Origin of the sequence: Streptomyces sp. NBC_01446 (assembly GCF_026340095.1) — a bacterium.
GTDB classification, from domain to species: Bacteria; Actinomycetota; Actinomycetes; order Streptomycetales; family Streptomycetaceae; genus Streptomyces; species Streptomyces aureus.
In genome coordinates, this window is sequence record NZ_JAPEPO010000001.1 from 3,085,551 (window position 1) to 3,107,923 (window position 22,373).

Below are 22,373 nucleotides of genomic sequence, written 5' to 3' on the forward strand. Positions count from 1 at the left end.
GTGATGACGTACGGGTTACGGGTGTTGCGAAGGCGTCAGCTCAGGACGGCGAGCGCGTCGATCTCGATGAGGAGACCCTTGGGGAGACCGACGTAGACGGTGGTGCGGGCGGAGGCCGGGGCCTTGAGGCCCTGCTCCTCGAAGTACGCGTTGTAGATCGCGTTCATCTCGGCGAAGTGGTCGACGTCGGTGAGGTAGACGCGCATCATCATGACGTCGTCCCAGGTGGCGCCGCCCTCTTCGAGGATCGCCTTGACGTTGGCGAAGGTCTGGAGGGTCTGCTCGCGCAGGGTCGGGCCCGCGGGGGTGGGGGCCTGGCCCTCCACGGCCGGCAGGAAGCCGACCTGGCCCGCGACCTGAAGGACGTTGCCCTTCTTAACGCCGTGCGAGAACTTCGCGGGCGGGGTCGTGTGCGTGGCGGGGGTGAGCGCGGTCTTCTCGGTCATCGTGAGGTGGCTTCCTTGGTGGGGGCTTCTTTGCTGGCGGCCTTGGTGGTGGCCTCTTTGGAGCCGGGTACGGCTCCGGAGTACTCCCGGCTGATCGCGTCGGCCGTGCGGCGGACCAGCGGGAGCAGGGTGAGGAGTTCCTCGGCCGTGACGACCACGTTCGGTGCGGAGACCGACATGGCGGCGACGACGCGGCCGTCCGCGCCCCGGATGGGCGCTCCGACGCAGTTGATGGACTCCTCGTGGCCGCCGAGGTCGGTGGCCCAGCCCTGTTCGCGGACGACGGCGAGTTCCTTGAGGAAGGCGCCGGCGTTCGGGGTCGAACGGGCCGTGTACGTGGGGTAGTCGAGCTTCTCGGCGATGGCGCGGCGCTCGGCTTCGGAGAGGTCGGCGAGGAGGAGCTTGGCGACGGCGGCGACCGTGATGGCCACCGGCTTGCCGATGCGCGAGTACATGCGGACCGGGTAGCGGCTCTCCACCTTGTCGATGTAGAGGACCTCGTTCTCCTCGTACACGGCGAGGTGGACCGTGTGGCCGCACTTCTCGTTGAGCGCGGTGAGGTGGGGGTGGGCGATCTCGCGGACGTCGAGGTTCTCGACGGCTTCCTGGGCGAGGGCGAACAGGCGCGCGCCGAGGCGGTAGCGCTGGTCGGACTGGCGGTAGACCAGGCCGTGTTCGTGGAGGGTCCGCAGCAGGCGCAGTGCCGTGGACTTGTGGACGCCGAGGCGGTCGGCGACCTGGCCCAGGTCAGCGGGGCCCTCGGCGAGCAGCGGCAGGATGCTCAGCGCTCGGTCGACTGTCTGGCTCATGGCGTACGTACCTCCTCCACGGCCCCGTCGGCGGTCCAGCCGGGGCCGAGGTGCAGTGTCCCCCAGGCGGCGTCGTCGAGGTCGGCGAGGCGGTCGGCGTGGGCGCGGCTCGGGGGCGCGGCGAGATCGCCGGCGGTGGTGAGGGCGGCGGCGGCCATGAGGTGGCCGTGGCGCAGCCGGGCGGGTACGGGCAGGCCGCGCAGGGTGCCGGAGAGGTAGCCGGCGGCGAAGGCGTCGCCGGCGCCGACCGCGGCGACGACGTCCACGCGGGGGGCGGGCTCGGTGTGGCGTACGCCGTGTTCGTCGTAGGCGACCGCGCCGTCGGCGCCGCGCTTGACGACGAGCGTCGCGGGTTCGGGGAGGGCCATGCGGATGGCGTCGGGGCCGCCGGTGATGCCCCAGGCGTCCTCGGCCTCGTCCTCGCCGACGAAGACGAGGTCGGCGCCGCGGGCCAGATCGAGCAGGACGCGGGCGTCGTCGGGGCGGGGCCACAGGCCGGGGCGGTGGTTGACGTCGAAGGAGACGAGGGGCCGGCCGGCGGGGGTGCGGGCGGTGAGGTCGGCGGTGAGGTCGAGGCAGCCGGCGGAGAGCGCGGGCGTGATCCCGGACAGGTGCAGGACTCGGCCGGAGCGGATCGCGGCCAGGTCCATGTTCTGGCTGGTCATCGCGGAGGCGGCGGATCCGGCGCGGTAGTAGGCGACTTCGTGGGCGTCGGTGGCGCGGTCGCCCGCGGTGCGGAAGTAGATGCCGGTGGGGCGGGCGGGGTCGCGGCGTACGGCGGAGGTGTCGACGCCGTACGTGCCGATCGCCTCGACCAGATGGTCGCCGAAGCCGTCGGCGCCGACGCGGCTGACCCAGCGGACGGTGTGTCCGGCGGCGGCGAGCACGCACGCCACGTTGGACTCGGCTCCGCCGATGCCGCGGTCGAAGGACGGTACGTCGGCGAGGCGCCCGGGTACGGAGGGCACGAAGGTGACCATGGACTCGCCGAGCGTGACGACATCCACGGGTGCGTGGTGCGCGGGGGCGGCGGGTCCGGTGACGGTCACGGTGGTTCGGGCTCCTCGTGGGATCTGGGCTCATGCAGGAGGGGTCAGCGGCTCCGTTGACCCGGCGTTGGCTCGGATGTTAGACAGCAGTAAGCGACATACGCAATGACCGTTGCAACATTTGCAACGGCCTTCTTACGAGGAGGCTCCATGGCCGCCGACAGCGCCGTCAACGCCGTAGCCCGTCTCAGGGATCTGGATCTCGAGCGGGTCGACCACCGCTTCAAGGGGCTGCCCCCGGACGCGGAAGGCCTGACCGTCGGCGAGCTCGCGGCCGAGCGCCGCAACCTCTTCACCGGCGGCTTCACGACTCCCGTCCTCGCACTCTCCGCCGAGCGCCTCGAGCACAACCTCGCGCTCATGGAGACATACGCCACTCGCCACGGTCTGGCCTTCGCACCGCACGGCAAGACCTCGATGGCGCCGCAGCTCTTCCACCGCCAGATCGAGCGCGGCGCGTGGGGCATCACCCTCGCCGTCCCGCACCAGGTGCGGGTCGCCCGCGCCTTCGGCATCGAGCGGATCTTCCTCGCGAACGAGCTCGTCGACCCGGCCGCCCTGCGCTGGCTCGCGGGCGAACTCGACCGCGACCCCGGCTTCCGCTTCATCTGTTACGTCGACTCGGTGCGCGGCGTCGAGCTGATGGACGCCGCCCTCGCCGAGGCCGGGGCCACACGGCCGGTCGACGTGGTCGTGGAGCTGGGCGCGGGCGAGGGCGCGCGCACGGGCGTGCGGACCGAGGCCGAGTGCTTCGACCTCGCGAACGCCGTCGCGGCGGCGGACACACTGCGCCTGGTCGGCGTCGCCGGTTACGAGGGCGAGGTGCCCGACGCGTCGCCCGAGACCGTCGGGGCGTGGCTGCGCCGGCTCACCGGGCTGCTCGTCGACTTCGACAAGGCGAGCCGCTTCGCGGACCTGGACGAGATCGTGGTCAGCGCGGGCGGCAGCGCCTGGTTCGACGCGGTGGCGGAGGCGTTCGCCGAGCTGCCCGAACTCTCCGCACCCGTGATGAAGTTGCTGCGCTCGGGCGCGTACGTGTCGCACGACGACGGCCACTACAAGCACCTCACGCCGTTCAACCGGGTCCCCGAGGAGGGCGTGCTGCACCCGGCGTTCCGGCTGTGGGCGCAGGTCGTCTCGCGCCCGACGCCGACGCAGGCGTTCACGAACGCTGGCAAGCGCGACGCGGCGTACGACCTTGATCTGCCGGAGGCTCAGGTCGTGCGGGACGCCCGTACGGGCGAGGTGCGCGAGGCCACCGGCGTGACGGTGACAGGGCTTTCCGACCAGCACGGCTGGGTGCGCACGGACGGGGGCGAGGACCTGGCGGTGGGCGACTGGCTCGGTATGGGCCTGTCGCACCCGTGCACGTCCTTCGACAAGTGGCAGCTGATCCCGCTCGTGGAGGCGGACGGCACCGTCGTGGACTACGTGCGGACGTACTTCTAGGCGCCGTGCTCTTGCGCGGCTCCGGTGTGGGCTGGTCGCGCCCCGCGGCGGAGCCGCTGATGTCGCAGCCCGCGCCCCTGAAATGCACGCCCTGCGGGCGGCATTTCCCCGATGAAGGCTGAGCGGCGAAGCCGCAAGCCTTCAGGGGCGCGGGGAACTGCGCGACCAGCCACAACGCACCCGCACCCGAACAACACCCCCCAGAGAGGCACCCCCATGGACCTGGTCATCCGCGACGCACGCGTCATCGACGGCTCCGGAGGTGCCTCATACCGCGCCGACGTCGGCATCCAGGACGGCCGCGTCACCACGATCCACCGGGAGGGCGACGGCGGCCCCCGCCCCTCGGCCCGGAGAACGCTGGAAGCGTCCGGCCTCGCCCTGTCCCCCGGCTTCATCGACATGCACGCCCACAGTGACCTGGCGCTGCTGCGCGACCCGGACCACAGCGCGAAGGCCGCGCAGGGCGTCACGCTCGAAGTCCTCGGCCAGGACGGCCTCTCGTACGCGCCGGTCGACGACCGCACGCTCGCCGAGGTCCGCCGCGCGATCACCGGCTGGAACGGCGACGGTTGCGACATCGACTTCGACTGGCGCACAGTCGGCGAGTACCTGGACCGCCTGGACCGCGGCATCGCCGTCAACGCCGCGTACCTGATCCCGCAGGGCACCGTACGGATGTACGCGGTGGGCTGGGGCGACCGCGACGCGACGCCCGAGGAGCTCGACCGGATGCGGCAGCTCGTCGCCGAGGGCATGGAGCAGGGCGCCGTCGGCATGTCGTCCGGCCTCACCTACACGCCCGGCATGTACGCCAAGGACGCCGAACTCACCGAGCTGTGCCGGGTCGTGGCCTCGTACGACGGCTACTACTGTCCGCACCACCGCTCGTACGGCGCCGGGGCGCTCGACGCGTACCGGGAGATGGTGGAGCTCACCCGCGAGGCGGGCTGCCCGCTCCATCTCGCGCACGCGACCATGAACTTCGGGGTGAACAAGGGCAAGGCGCCCGACCTGATCTCCCTGCTCGACGCGGCGCTCGCCGACGGCGCCGACATCTCGCTCGACACCTACCCGTACACGCCGGGCAGCACGACGCTCGTCGCGATGCTGCCGAGCTGGGCGAGCGAGGGCGGCCCCGACGAGATCATGAAGCGGCTGCAGGACGACGCGACCGCCGAGAAGATCCGCCACCACATGGAGGTCATCGGGGCGGACGGCTGCCACGGTGTGCCCATCGAGTGGGACGCGATCGAGATCTCCGGTGTGTCCGACCCGGGTCTCGCGTCCTGCGTCGGCAGGACGGTCCAGGAGTCGGCCGACCTGCGCGGCGAGGAGCCGTGGGTGACCGCGCGCCGTCTGCTCATCGACGACAAGCTGGGCTCGACGATCCTCCAGCACGTCGGCCACGAGGAGAACGTCCGGGCGATCATGCAGCACCCGGTGCACACGGGCGGCAGCGACGGCATCCTCCAGGGCTTCAAGCCGCACCCGCGCGCATACGGCACGTTCCCGCACTACCTGGGCCGCTACGCACGCGAGCTCGGCATCATGTCGCTGGAGGAGACGGTCGCCCACCTCACGTCGCGCCCCGCGGCCCGGCTGCGCCTGGCCGACCGCGGCCTGGTCCGCGAGGGCTACCGCGCCGACCTGGTCCTCTTCGACCCGGAGACGGTCGCGGCGGGCTCCACGTTCGAGGCGCCGCGCACGCTCCCCGTGGGCATCCCGCACGTCCTGATCGACGGGAAGTTCGTGATGGAGGACGGGCGCCGGACCGACGTGCTGGCGGGGCGGGCGGTACGCCGGACGCCGTGAGGCCCCGGCGCACCGCCCGTCCCTGACGACCCCTACGGAGTCGGCGTCTTCCAGATCCCCCTTCCGTGCGTCGCCACGTACATCTGGCGGCCGTCCGGGCTCGGCGACAGATAGACGGCCGGCGCGGTCGGCAGGTTGGCGCCGAGGCGCTGCCAGTGGCCGTCCGCGCCGCGGGCGGTGGTGAACACACCGAGGTCCGTGGCGACGGCGAGGGTGCCCGACGGCGTGATCAGCATCGCGTTGGCCGGCGCGTCGGGGAACGAGTCCGTGGCGGTGGCGTCGCCGCTGACGTCGTGCCAGCTCGCGCCGCCGTCCGTGGTGCGCCACACGTGGCCGTAGCCCGCGCCGGGTCCTTCGTTCCAGTGCCGCGAGAAGCCGTTGACGACGGCGTAGACCGTGCCGCCCGAGGCGTCGGAGGGGTCGATGGCGACGTCGGAGATGTAGCGGTTGGGGAAGTCGGCCGGGAGGGTCACCTGGTGCCAGGTGCCTCCGTAGTTGGTGACGATGCCCCGGCCGAAGCCGGCGCCCGGGTTGCAGGAGCCGCACCAGGCGCCCCACACGACGCGGTCACGGCTGGCGACGGCGGTCGTGGAGTGACCCGCGCCCGTGTCGTACAGCTGGGTCCAGTCGGCCCCGCTCTTCGTGTCCCAGGTCTTGGCGTCGCCCCAGAGGTACTGGCCGCCCGCGACCCAGTAGCCGGAGTCCTTGTCGTCCGCGGAGAACGGCGCGATGAAGCGGGCGTTCGGGTCGGCCGGGGCGATGTCGGTGATGACGTCCTCGGCCCCGTCGTCGCTCGCCGTGTAGCCGCAGTTGCGGGTGATCTGGAGGGCGAGGTTCGTGTACTCGCCGACCGTCTCGCAGCCGTTGGCCGGGTTCACGAGCTGATCACCGCCGTCACCGCCGAACGGGGCCACCATCTGCCCGTCGGGGTTCAGCTTCTGCCCCTGGTACGTCGATCCCTTCGGCGCGAGCAGGGAGACTCCGTTGTCCTGGAGGCCGCCCCAGACCGCGTCGCCGCTGCCGTCCGTCATGCGGCCCGCGCCCACCGAGTAGTACTGGAGGGAGCGCAGGGTGCCGGACTCGTTGAGGTTGCGCCAGCCGGGGGTGCGCTGCGCGGTGGGCCGGGCGTAGGCGCCGCCGTCGTTGCCGACGTAGACCTGCGGGGTGCCGCCCTGCCAGCGGGAGAAGGCGATGGCGTGCTGGTCGGAGTGCATGACGTCGCCGTCGCAGGTGTTGGCGGCCTGGTCGTACGAGAAGCAGGACAGGCCGAAGTTCCAGTAGCGGCCCACGGCATGCCAGTTGGCGCCGCCGTCCCGCGTCTCGAACATCTCCTCGAGACCGAGGTAGACGTGGTCCGGGTCGGCCGGGTCGACGGCGACGGTCTGGTCGTACCAGGCCTGCGTGCCGGGCTGGTAGCCGGCGCCGATCGCGTTGAGCTTCATCGCGGAGCCGCTCGCGGAGAGCTTCGCGGTGGTCGCTATCTGCTTGAAGGCGCCGTCCGCGTTGCCGCTCTCGCTGACGTACACGCCCGCGAGGACCGAGGAGACGCCCCCGCCCGACGCCTTGTTCAGGAGCTTCGGGGACTCCATGGAGACGTAGAGCTTGCTGCCGTCGGCGGCGTACGCGAAGGACGCGTTGCCCGTCTCGGCGGGGTTGATGGCGCCCGTCGGGTTGGCGCGGTGCCAGCTGGTGCCCGCGTCGTCGGAGTAGTAGAAGCCGTTGTATCCGGCGCCGCCGCGCCAGGCGACGTCGGCGAGGAGCTTCTTGCCGCCGCCGCCGGGCTGGACCGCGATGTCGTTGGCGATGTCGGCGAACTCGGGGGTCGTACCGCAGGCGATGCCGCTGACGCCGGTGCCCGCGCAGGGCGCGAGGACCTTCGTCCAGGGCGTGGACTGTCCGGCTGTCAGCGGGCGCCGGAAGAGCCCGTGCGAGGAGGCCGCGAAGGCGTATCCGGCCTCCTTGTCGAAGGTGACGGTGTGGATGGAGGTGCTGTCGAGCTCCGTCCCGCCGATCTTGTCGCTCTCGCTGAAGGTGCCGGTGGAGGGGTCGGCGAGCCGGTAGACGCCGCTGCCCAGGTAGTTGTCGGCGGCGGTGTTGGCCTCGCCGGTGGCCAGCCACAGGGAGCCGTCGGAGCCGGTGGCGAGTGCGCCCACCGAGAGGGCGGGCAGATGGTCGGCGATCGGCGTCCAGGTCGCGCCGTCGTCCGTGGAGCGGAACACGCCGCCGCCCGCCGCGCCCGCGTACACGACACCCTTGTGCGTCGGGTCGGTGGCGAGCGCGGCGATCCGGCCCGCCGAATGACCCGCGCCGCCACCGGAGTTGGAGGCGGACTGGTCTCGGTAGTGGAGCGCGTCCTCGTTGTACGGGGAGGTGGTGACCTCGCCCCACGTGCCGGACTTCACCGGCATGTTCTTGATGTGTTTCCAGGCGTCGGCGTAAGCGCCCGCCGCGACCTGGCCACTGGGGGAGAGCCTCGGATCGTTGTACGAGTCGATGGACTCCATCAGCTCCTGGGACTCGTCGCCCGCCACCTCGTGGCGGCCGTGTCCCGTGTCTTCCTCCCCGTACGCGGCGACGGATCCCGTCCCCGCGACAAGGAGCGCCGCCGCACACAGGGCGAGGGCCGTTCTGGCCCGTCCGCCCGATCTGCGTCCGTCGGAAAACCAGTGCATGGTCTCTCCGGTTCTTCGGCACGGAGCGGTGGCCGCCCCACACGGCCACCACGCTGGATCTCCTGCTGCCGAGCGCCGGAACCGTACTCCTGCGTTCCGGGTCAACTCCTGGGGTTTGCACGGACTTTAAAGAACCCGTCAGGTTGGCGTCGCTGTAGGTGTGGGAGCCGATCTGGTGGCCCTCGGCGCGGATGCGGCGCACGAGGTCGGGGTGGGCGGCCGCGTCGGTGCCGGTGAGGAAGAAGGTGGCCTTGGCGTGGTGCTTCTTCAGTACGCCGAGCAGCCGCGGGGTCCAGCTCGGGTCGTGCCCTCCGTCGTAGGTGAGGACGGCCGTTCCGCGGGGCATCCGCGTGGCGGTGACGCCGCCGGTCTTCGCGGCGAGGCTGATGACGGGGCCGCCGATGAAGAGCCGCGCGGGCGCCTTCGGGCAGGTTCCGGCGGGCGGCTGCGTGGCGGCTATCTCGTGGCGTCCGTAGCCGCTGAACAGCAGAGCCGTGGCGGCGACCGCGAGGGTCAGCAGGAGCAGCACCCAGTGGGCACGGGGGTCACGACGGGCGGCCTCGCCGGGAGGGGGTGGATCGGGAGCGGGCGGTGCGTGAGGGGGTGGAGGTGGTTGAGCGCCTGGCTCGGCTCACTTGGGTCCCTTGGCCGTACCCGTGGAGCCGTGGCCGCGCCCCGGGTTGTCACCGCCATTTCCCCTGGCCGGCGCTGACGTGGTGGGCGCCGTGGTCGAGGGCGCTGTGCTGGCGGAGGGTGCGGTCGACTGCTTGCCGGTGTCCTTGTCGACGCTCGCCCGTGGGCTCGCGGACGGGGTGCCGGCGGGTACTGCCGGGTCCGGGGACTTCCCCGGGGTTGCTTCCCGCTCACTGGCGGACGACGAGGGCGAGTGCTCGGCACGCGGCGCCTTCGTGTCGCCCTTGTGCGGCCCCCAGGGCAGCGGGCTGCCGGCGGGTCCCGAGCCGAAGAGCCCGGCGACCACGACGCCGAGAAACACGACGCAGGCCGCGCCGAGCCCCACGGCGACGCGCCGCATGAGCTTCCGCCTGCGCCCGGACCCGTCGACGAAGACCGCCCGGCCTTCGTCGGGGGGTACGAGGACGGGCAGGGGCGAGGTGGATATGAAGTCGTCGGCGGGGGCTTCGACCGGGGCGTCCAGGCATGCCGGAGCTTGGTGCGGCAGGTCCGGGTACGGCTCACTCTGGTAGGGCTCACCCTCGTACGGCGCATCCGGGTGTGGCATTTCGACGTAAGGGGCGCCGGACATAACGGGTGCAGCAGGCATGCCGGCCGCCACCGCGGGAGCCTCGCCCTGCGCGGGGCCCGACAGCGGCTGCTCGCACCAGCCGTGCGCCGCGGCGGGATCCGCGTACGCCTCGTAGATGTGGGCCGACTCCGCGGCGTCGTACACGCCGTAGACCCGCGGCAAGTCGCCGTCGCCGTGCTGGGGGTGGTGCCAGGACATGGGCGCGAAGTGTAGGGAACCGGAGTGCTTCCTGCGAAGCCGTCGGCTAAATGAGGGGAAAGCGCCGCGCCCGTCTTGCCCCACGTGTCCGAAAACACGAAGCGCCCTGCCATACCCGGCCGTAAGCTCACGGATATGCAGGTGATCCAGTCGACGAAGCTCTCCAATGTCTGTTACGAGATCCGGGGCCCGGTGCTCGAGGAGGCGATGCGTCTGGAGGCAGCAGGCCACCGCATCCTCAAGCTGAACACCGGCAACCCGGCCGCGTTCGGCTTCGAGTGCCCGCCCGAGATCCTCGAGGACATGCTCCGCAACCTCGGCGACGCGCACGGCTACGGGGACGCGAAGGGCCTGCTCGCGGCCCGCCGCGCGGTGATGATGCACTACCAGACCCTGGGCGTGGAGACGAACGTCGAGAACGTCTTCATCGGCAACGGCGTCTCCGAGCTGATCGTGATGGCGATGCAGGGCCTCCTCGACGACGGTGACGAGGTCCTCGTCCCGGCGCCGGACTACCCCCTGTGGACGGCCGCGGTCTCCCTCTCCGGCGGCACGGCCGTGCACTACCGCTGCGACGAGCAGTCCGACTGGATGCCCGATCTCGCCGACGTGGAGCGGAAGGTCACCGACCGCACCAAGGCGATCGTGATCATCAACCCGAACAACCCGACGGGTGCCGTCTACAGCGACGACATGCTGCGCGGCCTGACCGACATCGCCCGCCGCCACAACCTCCTGGTCTGCTCGGACGAGATCTACGACAAGATCCTCTACGACGGCGCGACGCACACGCCGACCGCCGCCATCGCCCCCGACCTGCTGACCCTCACCTTCAACGGCATGTCGAAGGCGTACCGGGTGGCCGGTTACCGCGTGGGCTGGATGGCGATCTCCGGGCCGCGCGCCCACGCCGACTCGTACATCGAGGGCCTAACGATCCTGGCGAACATGCGCCTGTGCGCGAACATGCCGGGCCAGCACGGCGTCGTCGCGGCGCTCACCGGACGCCAGACGATCACCGACCTGGTGCTGCCGGGCGGCCGTCTGAAGGAACAGCGGGACGTCGCGTACGAGCTGCTGACGCAGATCCCGGGCGTGACGTGTGTGAAGCCGAAGGGCGCGCTGTACCTCTTCCCGCGGCTCGACCCGAAGGTGTTCAAGGTCAAGGACGACCGGCAGATGGTCCTCGACCTGCTGCGCGCCGAGAAGATCATGGTCGTGCACGGTACGGGGTTCAACTGGCCGGAGCCGGATCACTTCCGGGTGGTCACGCTGCCGACGGTCGGCCAGCTCACGGAGGCCGTGACCCGTATCGGGCGCTTCCTGGACGGCTACGGCCAGCCCTGAGGACCGCCCGAGCGCCCCTTCGGGGACAAGACTCAACTTTAGACTGAATCTAAGCTAGGATGGTTTTAAAGCTACCCGCCTGGAGGCCATCCCATGTACGAGCCGATCCGCACGGGGCCTTCCCGCAGGTCCGTCCACGCCATGGCCGACCCGGGCGACTTCCCCCATCGCTCCCGCGAGGAGGAGCTCGACATCCAGCTCGCTGGACACCTGACCGCCCTGCTCGCGGTCACCGACGAGCTCGGCCTGGGCGAGGTGGGTGACCGCATCGCCGACCAGGTCGCCCGGCTGCGCGGCACGCCGCCCGCCCGGCACACCGGCCGAACCGACGAACCCGCACTCGCGCTCCACCGCCGCGCCCACGCCCTCGCGGGCCGCGCACTGGTGGTGGCCGCGTCCCGCGCCGACACGGCGGCGGCGATCCTCGCGGCCGAGCAGATGGACGCGCACACGGCGGCGATCAGCGCCGCCACCACCCCCGCCGCACCCGCTCGACTGGTCGGCGCCCTCTGACGGCCCCGGTCCGCGGGCCGGGGAGGCGCGCGGACCGGGTGCCCTTCATGTACCGCACCTGACGAGCCGGCGGCCGCCGGCTCGTCCGCAGGCGTCGGCCACGAGGCGGAACCGTCGGCTCGGGTCAGGCGTCCACGAGTTCCCTCGACCCCAGCTTCTCTCGTGACAATTCGAGGTTGCGGGTCACCCGGTCGAGGTGATCGGCGGGCACCTTGCCACTCTCGAGGAGGCGTTGGCTGCAGCGCACCGACTCCTCATATTCTCCGATCCAGTAGGCGGCTACGGCGAGTTCGTCGAGTGCGTGCCACTCGTACCATTCGAACTCGACGAACAGAGTGTCTTTCGGGTACGGAATCTGCGCTGCTTGCCGCGCGAACATGTACGCCAGTGGCCAGCGCTCGCCGTTCATGCGGCAATAGCGTGCGAGTCCACCGAGGGCTTCGGCGCCGCGCGAGGGGCGGCTTTCGTACGCGCGGAGGTAGCGGTCGATCACCTGAGCCGGCGGCCGGCCGATCTCTGCCGCGAGCCGCGCGGCGTAGAGGTGAGCACAGAAGACTTCCTCGGCGTAGCCGCCCATGCGTGCCCGGCGGTCGTAGGCGGCGAGTGACTTCTTCGGCTCTCCGGCATCCCGCCAGCTCTGGGCGAGGTAGAAGACGTAGCGGGAGTTGTCGGGTTCCTTGATCAGGCCTTTCTGAAGGATCTTGACGTCCCGCAGGTACTTCTTCCGCTGGCCCTCCTCCTTCAGGCGTGCGCCGCCCCCGACCGAGAGGATGTTGGCGCCCTTGAACGTCCCGAGGCTGTACGACGTTCCGCACTCGATGTACTCGTGCAGGACCCCGACGTAGCGCCAGGGCAGCCGAGTCGAGACCAGAGCCTGGCGCCAGTGGATGAGCGTCCCGCTGTGCAGCGCGACATGGTAGGCGTCGTGAGTGAGCTCCGGCATGCGAAAGCCGGGCTCCACCTCCATCAGGTCGTCGGCGTCGATGAACAGCAGATAGTCGGCTTCGGAGCGTGCCAGGTCGATCGCCTCGCTGCGGCTCCCGTCGTATCCCTTCCAGGGGCTTTCGTGCAGGGCGCCGGGCAGATCGCTGAAGACGTCACGGATGACGTCCTGGGTGCCGTCGGTCGAGCCCGTGTCCAGGATGACCCAGGTGTCGATCAAAGGGCGCACGGATTCGAGGCAGCGGCGGATGACATGGGCCTCGTTCTTGACGATCATGTTCAAGCAGATCGTTGATTTCACAGGTTCCATCCAGCTCTGTGAGGTAAATCAGCGAAACGGAAAGGCAACTGACTGCACACCACCGGCCGGGCAGGCGCGTCCAGTTGACGCAGGAAGGGCACGCGACACTGTTTCCGCGGCAACGCCCAACAGGATCGGGCTCTATCACTTACGCTCCAGCAGCGCGACAGTCAGACCACTGAGGGGGACCGTCCCGGTGGTGGTGTACTGCGCACGTAGCGCCGCGGCCTGATCCGCGGGGACCGCATTCAAGGGATCCGGATCATTGCCCGGCACCACCACCCAGATTCGGCTCTCGCCCCTCAAGCACATGACCGGCACCGGGCAATAAGCCGGAAACAGTTCGCTGTTCTCGGCCGCCGGTGTGGCGACGAAGACTTCCCGCAGCTTCAGACCGGGCCGAAGATAGTAGCGAACTCCCTGGTCGAGCATCCATGGTGCTCCCTTGACATAGACCGCCGCATCCCCGGAGCGGTAATGCTTTTCGATGGTCCGCGCGGCCGCCTTATAGTCCGCGTTGTGCGGGACATCGTGCTCGAATTCCCCTCTCATCCTGCGCTGGTCGGGCAGCACGAGCAGACCGACCACGGTCAGAACCACGCCGACCGTCAGCCAGGACCGCGCCACCCGGGCAAGGCCGGCCCCCGCCAGCACCGTCCAGGCCGGCACCGTGAACAGGGCGTACTGATATCGGAAGTAGGAGACATCTCCGTGGGACGCCGCCCACAGCACGAAAGGAGGCAGCACGGCCACGGTGAAGCACAGCAGAAGGGCATCGCGGCGCTCCTTCCATGCCATGGCGGCCAGCACGATCATTACTCCGGCACACAGGGCGGAGGCGAACACCTGGGGCCAGATGTCGACCAGGCCCCACAGGTCCGGCTCAGGAACCCAGAAGAGCTGGCGGGACGCCTGCGACGTGCCCAGCACGACCACCGGGATCACACCGGCCGCACCGGCCAGAGCCGCGAGGCAGAAGCGCCACAGGACGCCGCCCTCCCGGCGTGCTCGGTGGACGACCGCGGCGAAGTGCCCCGCCAGAACGGTCAGCGCGATCAGGTGCAGTAGCCCGATGACCGCCACACACAGGGAGTACCCCACCCAACGCCACCAGCGCCTCGGTGCATCGAGGGCGCGGAGCAGCAGGAACGTCGCCAAGGTCGCGGCCAGGACCACCAGGGCGTAACTGCGAGCCTCCTGAGCGAACCGGCTCACGACGGGGATCAGGGCGAAGAGCAACCCGCCGCACATCCCGGCACGCGGGCCGAAGAGCCTGCGCCCGATCAAGGCCACAAGAGCCGCTGTTCCGCTCATGGCCAGCGCCGAGGGCATGCGCATGGCTGTCTCCGAGTCACCGAAGACGGCCATCCACCCGTGCATCAGAACGTAGTACGTGGCATGCACCGCGTCGACGTTGTGCAGCATCGCCAGGGTCTGGCCCATGCTGCGACGGCCCACATCCGAGGTGACGAGCTCATCGGTGCCCAGCTGAGGGCCGTTGATCCGGAGGCACGCGATGGCCAGCGTGGTCAGTGCAGGCCACATCCATGGACCGACAGATGCCCCGAAGAGCCGTTTCCGCCTCGTGGTCTCCGGCTGAGTCTCTGCGTTCTGAACAGGACGGGTAAGGGTTGTCACGGAAACAGTCTTAGAGCCGCCGCGTTGCCGCCCGGGACAGCCACGGACAAAGCAAGCCGTCATTCGCCTGATCGGCCCTCAGATGTGGCGCCTCCAAACCGATAATCCAAGTCTTTCACCGACCAGCGTAGGCACAGCACACCAATGGATCTCTTATGGGTTGCTTACGCTGGGCCATTGCGTTGATCGCTTTGCGTACCACTCAACCGCATTGTGCTCACTGTCGAAAGATCCCGAAGAAGGCTCAAAAGAGCTTCCAATCCCATCGGTTCCCCAAGGAGTAACGCAGATGAGTCCTGAAAACGGGACCCAATCCAAGCTGGGCCCGCTTCCCCGGCGCGGCAGGTGGATCGCCGGCGGTGCGTTGGCATCGCTGGCCGTCGTGGTGCTCGGCTTCACCAGCCCCGCGCTGGCGACCGCCGCGGCCACACAGAAGGCCGGAGCGGCCCAGGGCGGCGACAAGTGCAAGGACAAGGAGGACCGTCTCTACGGTGACCCCGGTGTCCGGGGCGACAAGGACAAGGACAAGGACAAGTGCAAGGGCCCCAAGGGAGACACCGGTAACACCGGCAATACAGGGAACACCGGGAACACCGGGAAAACTGGCAACACCGGGAACACGGGCCACACGGGCAACACCGGAAACACGGGCAACACCGGCAACACGGGGAACACCGGCAACACGGGGAACACCGGCAACACGGGGAACACCGGCAACACCGGCAACACCGGCAACACCGGCAACACCGGCAACACCGGCAACACCGGCAACACCGGGAACACCGGCAACACCGGCAACACCGGGAACACCGGCAACACCGGCAACACCGGGAACACGGGGAACACCGGCAACACCGGGAACACCGGCAACACCGGCAACACCGGCAACACCGGCAACACCGGCAACACCGGCAACACCGGCAACACCGGCAACCCGGGACCGTGTATCGCCATCGACTCCGACCAGCAAGCCGACGAACGCGAATCGAAGGCCGTGCTGACCCCCGACGGGACCCCGTTCGGGGCTGTTCAGGACTTCAACGCGACGCCGCCGTACACCTGGGTGGATCTCACCGCGGACAACTACCCGTCCAACGCCTGTGACATCACGGTCGCAGAGCGCGGCAACACTGTCAGGTTCGAGGTGGTCACCACCGACGGAAAGGTCTTCGAACGCATCTGCTCGGTGAGCAACGGCGAACCTTCGGTGCTCGAATGCGACCCCGACGATGTATGGGTAGCGGCCGTTGACCAGGTGCCCGCCCCAACCCTGCTCACCAGGTCCAGCAAGCCGCTTATGAGCAGCAAGCCGCTGACCGCGAACGACATGGCCGCGTTGAAGCAGCTGGCAACCAGCCGCGGCCTCGACTGGTCGGCCGAGAAGGGATTCACGAAGAAGAGCCACAAGTGACGGGTCGTAGCTGAAGTGTGTCGTGCCCGGACCACCCGGGCGCGACACACCCTGCGTGAGACGGCCCCTCCCGTAACGGGAAAGAGTTCGGCCCCCGAAGCCGGTGAGGTGTGGCTTCGGGGGCCGGGGCACGACGAGCCTGTGAAGACGCCACAGGTCAGGGCGGAAGCCGGTCGGGCCCGCCGCGTTGTCCTACGGGAGCGGGTCAGCCGAGCCGGGCGACCAGCGCGCGGTACTCGTCCCACAGCTCCTTCGGAGTGTGGTCGCCGAAGGTGTTGAGGTGCTCGGGGACCAGGGAGGCCTCGTCGCGCCACACCTCCTTGTCGACCGTCAGCAGGAAGTCGAGGTCGGAGTCGGCCAGTTCGAGGCCGTCCGTGTCGAGGGAGTCACGCGTCGGCAGGATGCCGATCGGCGACTCGACGCCCTCGGCCTTGCCCTCCAGGCGCTCGACGATCCACTTCAGGACACGGCTGTTCTCGCCGAAGCCGGGCCACACGAACTTGCCCGCGTCGTTCTTGCGGAACCAGTTCACGTAGTAGATCTTCGGCAGCTTGGACTGGTCCTTGTCCTTGGCCACGTCGACCCAGTGGGCCATGTAGTCGCCCATGTTGTAGCCGCAGAACGGGAGCATCGCGAAGGGGTCGCGGCGCAGCTCGCCGACCTTGCCCTCGGCGGCGGCGGTCTTCTCGGAGGCGACGTTCGCGCCGAGGAACACGCCGTGGTTCCAGTCGAAGGACTCGGTCACCAGCGGTACGGCGGAGGCGCGGCGGCCACCGAAGAGGATCGCCGAGATCGGCACGCCCTTCGGATCCTCCCACTCGGGCGCGATGATCGGGCACTGCGAGGCGGGGGTGGTGAAGCGCGCGTTCGGGTGGGCGGCCGGGACGCCGGACTCGGGCGTCCAGTCGTTGCCCTTCCAGTCGGTGAGGTGGGCGGGAGTCTCCTCCGTCATGCCCTCCCACCAGATGTCGTTGTCGTCGGTGAGCGCGACGTTCGTGAAGACGGAGTTGCCCCACAGCGTCTTCATGGCGTTGGCGTTGGTGTGCTCGCCGGTGCCGGGCGCGACGCCGAAGAAGCCGGCCTCGGGGTTGATCGCGTAGAGGCGGCCGTCCTCGCCGAACCGCATCCAGGCGATGTCGTCGCCGATCGTCTCGACGGTCCAGCCGGAGATCGTGGGCTCCAGCATGGCGAGGTTGGTCTTGCCGCAGGCGCTCGGGAAGGCGGCGGCGACGTACTTGGACTCACCCTGCGGAGGGGTCAGTTTGAGGATGAGCATGTGTTCGGCGAGCCAGCCCTCGTCGCGCGCCATGACGGACGCGATGCGCAGGGCGTAGCACTTCTTGCCGAGCAGGGCGTTGCCGCCGTAGCCGGAGCCGTAGGACCAGATCTCGCGGGACTCCGGGAAGTGCGAGATGTACTTCGTGGAGTTGCAGGGCCACGGCACGTCCTGCTGGCCCTCCTCCAGCGGCGCGCCCAGGGTGTGGACGGCCTTCACGAAGAAGCCGTCGGTGCCGAGCTCGTCCAGGACGGGCTGCCCCATGCGCGTCATGGTGCGCATGGAGACGGCGACGTACGCGGAGTCGGTGATCTCGACGCCGATGGCGGAGAGGTCCGAGCCGAGCGGGCCCATGCAGAACGGGACGACGTACATCGTCCGGCCCTTCATCGAGCCGCGGAAGACGCCTCCGCTGCCCTCGTGGCCCTGGAAGATCTCGCGCATCTCCGCGGGGGCTTTCCAGTGGTTGGTGGGGCCGGCGTCCTGCTCCTCCTCGGAGCAGATGAACGTCCGGTCCTCGACGCGTGCGACGTCGGTCGGGTCGGAGGCGGCGTAGTACGAGTTCGGGCGCTTGATCGGGTCGAGCTTCTTGAACGTGCCCTTGTCGACCAGTTCCTCGGCGAGGCGCTCGTACTCGGCCTCGGACCCGTCGCACCAGACCACACGGGCCGGCTGCGTCAGTTCGGCGATCTCGTTGACCCACGAGACCAGTTCCTGGTGATTGGTGGGGACAGTGCCCAAGGAAACGGGAGCCGCGATGTCGCGCGCCACGATTGCTCCTAAATGAGGGGTTTTTGTTTGTTGCCCCTTGGGGGCTGCGACCCGGATGCTTCACGTGTTGATCCCTCTGGCGCTCATCCGGTGCCGACCGCACTCATATGATCATCCGACGCGGGCGCGCATATGTCCAGAGGGCCCCACACGTGAGCGACGTGAGGATCGCCACTCGTTTGCGTCACCGATCGTCACTCGCGTTCGTTACTTACGGCCCCGTAGGTACGATGCGGCTTATGACTGCCGCTCCGCCATCCGAAGTGACCGCGACAGAGTCCGTTCCGGTGAAACCACGGCTGCGCGGCTGGCTGCACGCGGGAATGTTCCCCGCTGTCGTCATCTCCGGCCTGGTGCTGACCGCCCTCGCGGACTCCACCCGCGGCCGGCTCGCCTGCGGGATCTACGTCCTGACGGCCTGCCTGCTCTTCGGTGTGAGCGCGCTCTACCACCGGGGCAACTGGGGCCCGCGCGCCGACGGCGTACTGCGCCGGCTCGACCACGCGAACATCTTCCTGATCATCGCGGGCACCTACACCCCGCTCACGATGCTGCTGCTCCCCGAGGCCAAGGGCCAGTGGCTGCTGTGGGGCATCTGGGCGGCCGCCGCCGCGGGCATCATCTTCCGCGTCTTCTGGGTCGGCGCCCCGCGCTGGCTCTACACGCCCTGCTACATAGCGATGGGCTGGGCGGCGGTCTTCTTCCTGCCGGACTTCCTGCACGCGGGCGGCACGGCCGTGCTCGTCTGCGTGGTCGTCGGCGGGCTGCTCTACAGCGCGGGCGGCGTGATCTACGGGATCAAGCGCCCGAACCCCTCACCGCGCTGGTTCGGCTTCCACGAGGTCTTCCACTCGCTCACGCTCGCGGCGTTCGTCGTGCACTACGTCGGCATCTCGCTGGTGGCTTACCAGCACGCCTGAGGGCGCCGCACCGCGGCTGGACCGACCCGGTGGCGCTGGTCCTGTTCGCGGCCCCCGTCGCCCTGGTCACGGCCCTCGTCCTGCGCGAGCGGCGCAGCGGGCGGCCGCTCCTCGACCTCACCCTGCTGGCCAGCCGCGGCTTCCTGCTCAACACGCTCGCGGCCACCCTCGGCATGAACGCGGCCACCCTCGGCATGAACATGGTGCTGCTCGTCGTGGGCGCCGCGTCGCTGGTCACCGCCCTGCTCGCGGCCGCGCTGCTCCCCCGTACCGCGCCGTCCGCCGGCGTGGCCCCGGCCCCCGGTGATGCCCGAGAATGAGCCCCATGGCCGCCTCCACACGCTCCACCCCCGCCGCCGACCACCCCGGGATGGGCCTACGCGAACGCAAGAAGCTCAAGACCCGGGTCGCGATCAGGGACGCGACGTACCGCCTGATCAGCGAGCAGGGGTACGACGCGACGACGGTCGAGCAGATCGCCGAGGCCGCCGAGGTGTCGCCGTCCACGGTGTTCCGGTACTTCCCGACCAAGGAGGACATCGTCCTCACGGACGAGTACGACGCGGTCCTGGAGGCAGAGCTGCAGGCGCGGCCTTCGGACGAGTCGATCATCGACTCGCTGAAGCACGTGATCGCGCAGGCCGTGCACCTCGGGTTCGACGACAATCCCGAGATGTCACGCCTGCGGACCAGGCTCCAGGTCGAGGTGCCCGCAGTGCGCTCCCGGATGATGGAGTCCATGGTGGTCACCGGGCAACTGCTGTGCCGGGTGATCGGCGAACGCACCGGCCGCGACGCCGACGGCCTTGAGGTCCGCGTCTACGCGATGGCGCTGGTCGGCGCGCTCATGGAAATCACCCTGTACTGGGCCGAGCACGGCCACCGGGAAGAGCTGCGTGACCTGATGGACCGCACGCTGGAGACGTTCAGCGTGCTGGAATCGCATCCGGTGACGGCGATGCGGAGCATCACCGCGACAACGGGCGCGGAGCGCCCGCAAACAACCGGGCCGCAGTGAGCGGTGTGGAATGTGCGCTGTTCGAATGCCGGTATGCCGGCGGCGGGTAACGTCGCGGTCTCGAAGTTGACCATGCAGGTGAAACTCCTGCCGCCGCCCCACAGGCGGCGGCACTTGAGGAAACCCTGCACGCCTGCAACGAGGCCGCGACCTGGGTGTCCTCCGTGGCGTTCGAGAAGGGCATCAAGCGCAACTTCGCGCTGCGTGAGCACACCTGCACGGCGGTCAAGGACCGGTGGAACCTGGGTGCTCAGGCGGCCCAGCACGTCATCAAGAGGACCTGCGACGCCTGCATCACGCTCAAGGCGAACCGCCGGAGGGCGCTTGTGGCGACGCGGGGCGCAGTCAACCGCCCCAGACCCACCCCCGCACACCGGGCGTGGGACAGGACTCAAACCCAGCACCACAGCCAGTGGCGCCCGTTGTGCAAACCCGGAACTTTTAGTCCCGGGTCGTTGACTCCTGCAGCTTCGCCGCGAGCTGCTGGGCTTCGGTGACGGGGGCGTCGCAGGTGAAGTTGCGGCACACGTACGCGGCCGGGCGGCCGTCGACGAGCGGCCGGTCCGCCAGCAACGGCAGTTCGCCGGAACCCGGTTGGCCCGCCGCGACGACCGCGCCGGGCGCCGTGCCGAGCAGCGCCGCGCGGTGGAGTTCACCGCCGATCTCGCCGACGACGGCGACCTCCTTCGGCCCGTCGAGCAGCGCCTCCGCGACGGCGAGCCCGTGCCCGATGAAGCGCGGAGCGCGTGGGCCGAGCGCCCGCACGACGCCCAACCCCCTTTCGGCGGCGGTGCGATGCGGCTCCGAGCCGGTCTGCGCCGCGTACGAGAGCAGCGCGCCGGCCGCCGCGCTCCAGCCCGAGGGCGTGGCGTTGTCCGTCGGGTCCTGGGGCCTGCGGATCAGCTGCTCCGCGTCGGCCGCCGTGTCGTACAGCGCGCCGGACTCCGCGTCGGTGAACTGGTCGAGGACGTGGTCGAGGAGGAACCCGGCGAACTCCAGCCAGACCCCCTCGCCGGTCACGGACGCCAGCGCGAGGAAGCCCTCGGCGACATCCGCGTAGTCCTCCAGGACCCCGGCGTTCGCGCCGACGCGGCCGTCCTTGCTGGTACGGGCGATGCGCGCCCGCGCGTCCATGTGGAGCCGTACGAGCAGATCGGCGGCGGCGAGTGCGGCCTGCACCAGGTCCGGCCGGTCGAAGTACGCGCCGGTCTCCGCGAGCGCGGCGATCGCCAGCCCGTTCCACGCGGCGACGATCTTGTCGTCCCGTCCGGGTGCCGGCCGCTCGGCGCGCGCCGCGAACAGCCTGCGCCGCACGCTCTCGATCCGCGCGGCGTCGACCTCGATGTCCCGCTGAGGGAGTTGGAGTACCGAGGCACCCTCCTCGAAGGTGCCCTGCTGCGTCACGCCGAAGTACTGGGCGGCCAGCTCGGCGTCCGCGTCCCCGAGCACCTCGCGCAGCTGCTCGGGCGTCCACACGTAGAACGCGCCCTCTACATGGCGGCCCTCGGCGTCCTCGCTGTCCGCGTCCAGCGCGGACGCGAACCCGCCCTCGTTCGTCCGCAGTTCCCGCACCATGAAGTCCGCGGTCCCCAGTGCGACCCGCCTGGCCGTCTCCGAACCGGTGGCCCGCCACAGATGCGCGTACGCGCGGCACAGCAGCGCGTTGTCGTAGAGCATCTTCTCGAAGTGGGGCACGACCCACTCGCGGTCGACGGAGTAGCGCGCGAAGCCGCCGCCGAGCTGGTCGTAGATCCCGCCGCGCGCCATCCGCTCGCAGGTGTCGTCGGCCATCTGGAGCGCGCCCTCGGCGCCGGTGCGGGCGTAGTGCCGCAGCAGGAACTCGATCACCATCGACGGCGGGAACTTGGGTGCGCCGCCGAACCCGCCGTTCGTCGCGTCGTACTCGCGGGTCAGGCCGAGCAGCGCCTGCGCGAGCTCGCCCTCGCCGGGAATCTCCGTGTCCCCGTACGGCAGCTCGCGTCCGGCCAGATCGCCCACGATCTTCGCGGCGACCTCGGTGACCTCGCCCTTGCGCTCCGCCCACGCCTGCGCCACGCCCTCCAGGATCTGCGGGAAGGACGCCATTCCGTGCCGGGGCTCGGGCGGGAAGTAGGTGCCGAAGTAGAACGGCTCGGCCTCGGGCGTGAGGAACACGGTCATGGGCCAGCCGCCCTGTCCGGTGGCGGCCTGCACGGCCTCCATGTAGACGGCGTCGACGTCGGGGCGTTCCTCGCGGTCGACCTTGATGCTGACGAAGCGTTCGTTCATGAGGGCGGCGGTCGCCTCGTCCTCGAAGGACTCGTGCGCCATGACGTGGCACCAGTGGCAGCTGGAGTACCCGACGCTGAGCAGCACCGGGACCCCGCGCCGCCGCGCCTCCTCGAAGGCGTCGGCCGACCACGGCCACCAGTCGACGGGGTTGTCGGCGTGCTGGAGCAGGTAGGGGGACGTCTCATGGGCCAGTCGGTTCGGCATGCGTCCCATCCTCGCGCACGCCGGTCGCCGATCGGCCCTTTGATCCCCGGCCTCTCGCG

General features: G+C 69.9%; 16 protein-coding genes and 2 pseudogenes. 8 read left to right on the forward strand and 10 right to left on the reverse strand.

Going from position 1 to position 22,373, the window contains the following annotated elements; translation table 11 throughout:
* Window positions 1-35: 35 nt before the first annotated feature.
* Genes OG456_RS13690 through OG456_RS13700 form a run of 3 tightly spaced genes read right to left on the reverse strand, consistent with a single transcriptional unit; the run spans window position 36 to window position 2,304 of the window.
* On the reverse strand, window positions 36-446 hold the full coding sequence (locus OG456_RS13690; RefSeq protein ID WP_266560702.1) for a RidA family protein: 411 nt from the start codon (window positions 444-446) through the stop codon (window positions 36-38).
* Window positions 443-1,255 (reverse strand): IclR family transcriptional regulator, encoded by an 813-nt coding sequence (locus OG456_RS13695; RefSeq protein ID WP_116510529.1) that lies wholly within the window; start codon window positions 1,253-1,255, stop codon window positions 443-445. The genes OG456_RS13690 and OG456_RS13695 overlap by 4 nt, the downstream gene beginning before the upstream one ends.
* On the reverse strand, window positions 1,252-2,304 hold the full coding sequence (locus OG456_RS13700) for a sugar kinase (protein ID WP_266560705.1): 1,053 nt from the start codon (window positions 2,302-2,304) through the stop codon (window positions 1,252-1,254). The genes OG456_RS13695 and OG456_RS13700 overlap by 4 nt, the downstream gene beginning before the upstream one ends.
* Window positions 2,305-2,454: 150 nt before the next feature.
* On the opposite strand from OG456_RS13700, the gene OG456_RS13705 reads away from it, so the two are divergent.
* Together OG456_RS13705 and OG456_RS13710 are read left to right on the forward strand one after the other, a co-directional pair.
* On the forward strand, window positions 2,455-3,753 hold the full coding sequence (locus tag OG456_RS13705) for an amino acid deaminase (RefSeq protein WP_266560707.1): 1,299 nt from the start codon (window positions 2,455-2,457) through the stop codon (window positions 3,751-3,753).
* Window positions 3,754-3,969: 216 nt separating this feature from the next.
* Window positions 3,970-5,568, forward strand: coding sequence for an amidohydrolase family protein (locus OG456_RS13710; protein WP_266560709.1), 1,599 nt, complete (start codon window positions 3,970-3,972; stop codon window positions 5,566-5,568).
* A gap of 32 nt (window positions 5,569-5,600) precedes the next feature.
* Here the strand turns inward: OG456_RS13710 and OG456_RS13715 are convergent, their stop codons facing one another.
* From OG456_RS13715 to OG456_RS13720, 3 genes and pseudogenes are all read right to left on the reverse strand, one after another.
* Window positions 5,601-8,240, reverse strand: a complete 2,640-nt coding sequence (locus OG456_RS13715; protein WP_266560711.1) for a glycosyl hydrolase — start codon at window positions 8,238-8,240, stop codon at window positions 5,601-5,603.
* 142 nt (window positions 8,241-8,382) lie between these two features.
* Window positions 8,383-8,586: pseudogene (locus OG456_RS50810) on the reverse strand (polysaccharide deacetylase family protein); the annotation flags it as partial.
* A gap of 285 nt (window positions 8,587-8,871) precedes the next feature.
* Entirely contained in the window at window positions 8,872-9,702 is an 831-nt protein-coding gene (locus OG456_RS13720; RefSeq protein ID WP_266560713.1) for a hypothetical protein, read from the reverse strand.
* Between the two features lie 135 nt (window positions 9,703-9,837).
* Here OG456_RS13720 and OG456_RS13725 point away from each other — a divergent pair, with 135 nt between their 5' ends.
* Window positions 9,838-11,049, forward strand: a complete 1,212-nt coding sequence (locus OG456_RS13725) for a pyridoxal phosphate-dependent aminotransferase (protein WP_266560715.1) — start codon at window positions 9,838-9,840, stop codon at window positions 11,047-11,049.
* A 93-nt stretch (window positions 11,050-11,142) separates the two neighbouring features.
* On the forward strand, window positions 11,143-11,562 hold the full coding sequence (locus tag OG456_RS13730) for a hypothetical protein (protein ID WP_266560717.1): 420 nt from the start codon (window positions 11,143-11,145) through the stop codon (window positions 11,560-11,562).
* Between the two features lie 124 nt (window positions 11,563-11,686).
* Here the strand turns inward: OG456_RS13730 and OG456_RS13735 are convergent, their stop codons facing one another.
* On the reverse strand, window positions 11,687-12,781 hold the full coding sequence (locus tag OG456_RS13735; RefSeq protein WP_266560719.1) for a glycosyltransferase: 1,095 nt from the start codon (window positions 12,779-12,781) through the stop codon (window positions 11,687-11,689).
* Window positions 12,782-12,949: 168 nt separating this feature from the next.
* The gene (locus OG456_RS13740; protein WP_266560721.1) at window positions 12,950-14,350 is read right to left on the reverse strand and encodes a glycosyltransferase family 39 protein; all 1,401 of its coding nucleotides are present in this window, start codon (window positions 14,348-14,350) and stop codon (window positions 12,950-12,952) included.
* A gap of 382 nt (window positions 14,351-14,732) precedes the next feature.
* On the opposite strand from OG456_RS13740, the gene OG456_RS13745 reads away from it, so the two are divergent.
* Complete coding sequence (locus tag OG456_RS13745; RefSeq protein WP_266560723.1) at window positions 14,733-15,854, forward strand: hypothetical protein; 1,122 nt, start codon at window positions 14,733-14,735, stop codon at window positions 15,852-15,854.
* Between the two features lie 205 nt (window positions 15,855-16,059).
* On the opposite strand, the gene OG456_RS13750 is transcribed toward OG456_RS13745, so the two are convergent.
* On the reverse strand, window positions 16,060-17,901 hold the full coding sequence (locus tag OG456_RS13750) for a phosphoenolpyruvate carboxykinase (GTP) (protein ID WP_266560725.1): 1,842 nt from the start codon (window positions 17,899-17,901) through the stop codon (window positions 16,060-16,062).
* Window positions 17,902-18,131: 230 nt separating this feature from the next.
* Between OG456_RS13750 and OG456_RS13755 the strand changes: the two genes are divergently transcribed.
* The 3 genes and pseudogenes from OG456_RS13755 to OG456_RS13765 all read left to right on the forward strand — a co-directional run bounded on the left by OG456_RS13755 (window position 18,132) and on the right by OG456_RS13765 (window position 19,839).
* Window positions 18,132-18,821 (forward strand): hemolysin III family protein, encoded by a 690-nt coding sequence (locus tag OG456_RS13755; protein ID WP_266560727.1) that lies wholly within the window; start codon window positions 18,132-18,134, stop codon window positions 18,819-18,821.
* Window positions 18,812-18,997 (forward strand): annotated as a pseudogene (locus OG456_RS13760) (MFS transporter); the annotation flags it as partial. The gene OG456_RS13755 and the pseudogene OG456_RS13760, both read left to right, overlap by 10 nt.
* 149 nt (window positions 18,998-19,146) lie before the next feature.
* Complete coding sequence (locus OG456_RS13765; RefSeq protein ID WP_266560729.1) at window positions 19,147-19,839, forward strand: TetR/AcrR family transcriptional regulator; 693 nt, start codon at window positions 19,147-19,149, stop codon at window positions 19,837-19,839.
* Between the two features lie 441 nt (window positions 19,840-20,280).
* Here OG456_RS13765 and OG456_RS13770 read toward each other — a convergent pair whose 3' ends face one another.
* Window positions 20,281-22,314, reverse strand: coding sequence for a thioredoxin domain-containing protein (locus OG456_RS13770; protein ID WP_266560731.1), 2,034 nt, complete (start codon window positions 22,312-22,314; stop codon window positions 20,281-20,283).
* Window positions 22,315-22,373: the final 59 nt, after the last annotated feature.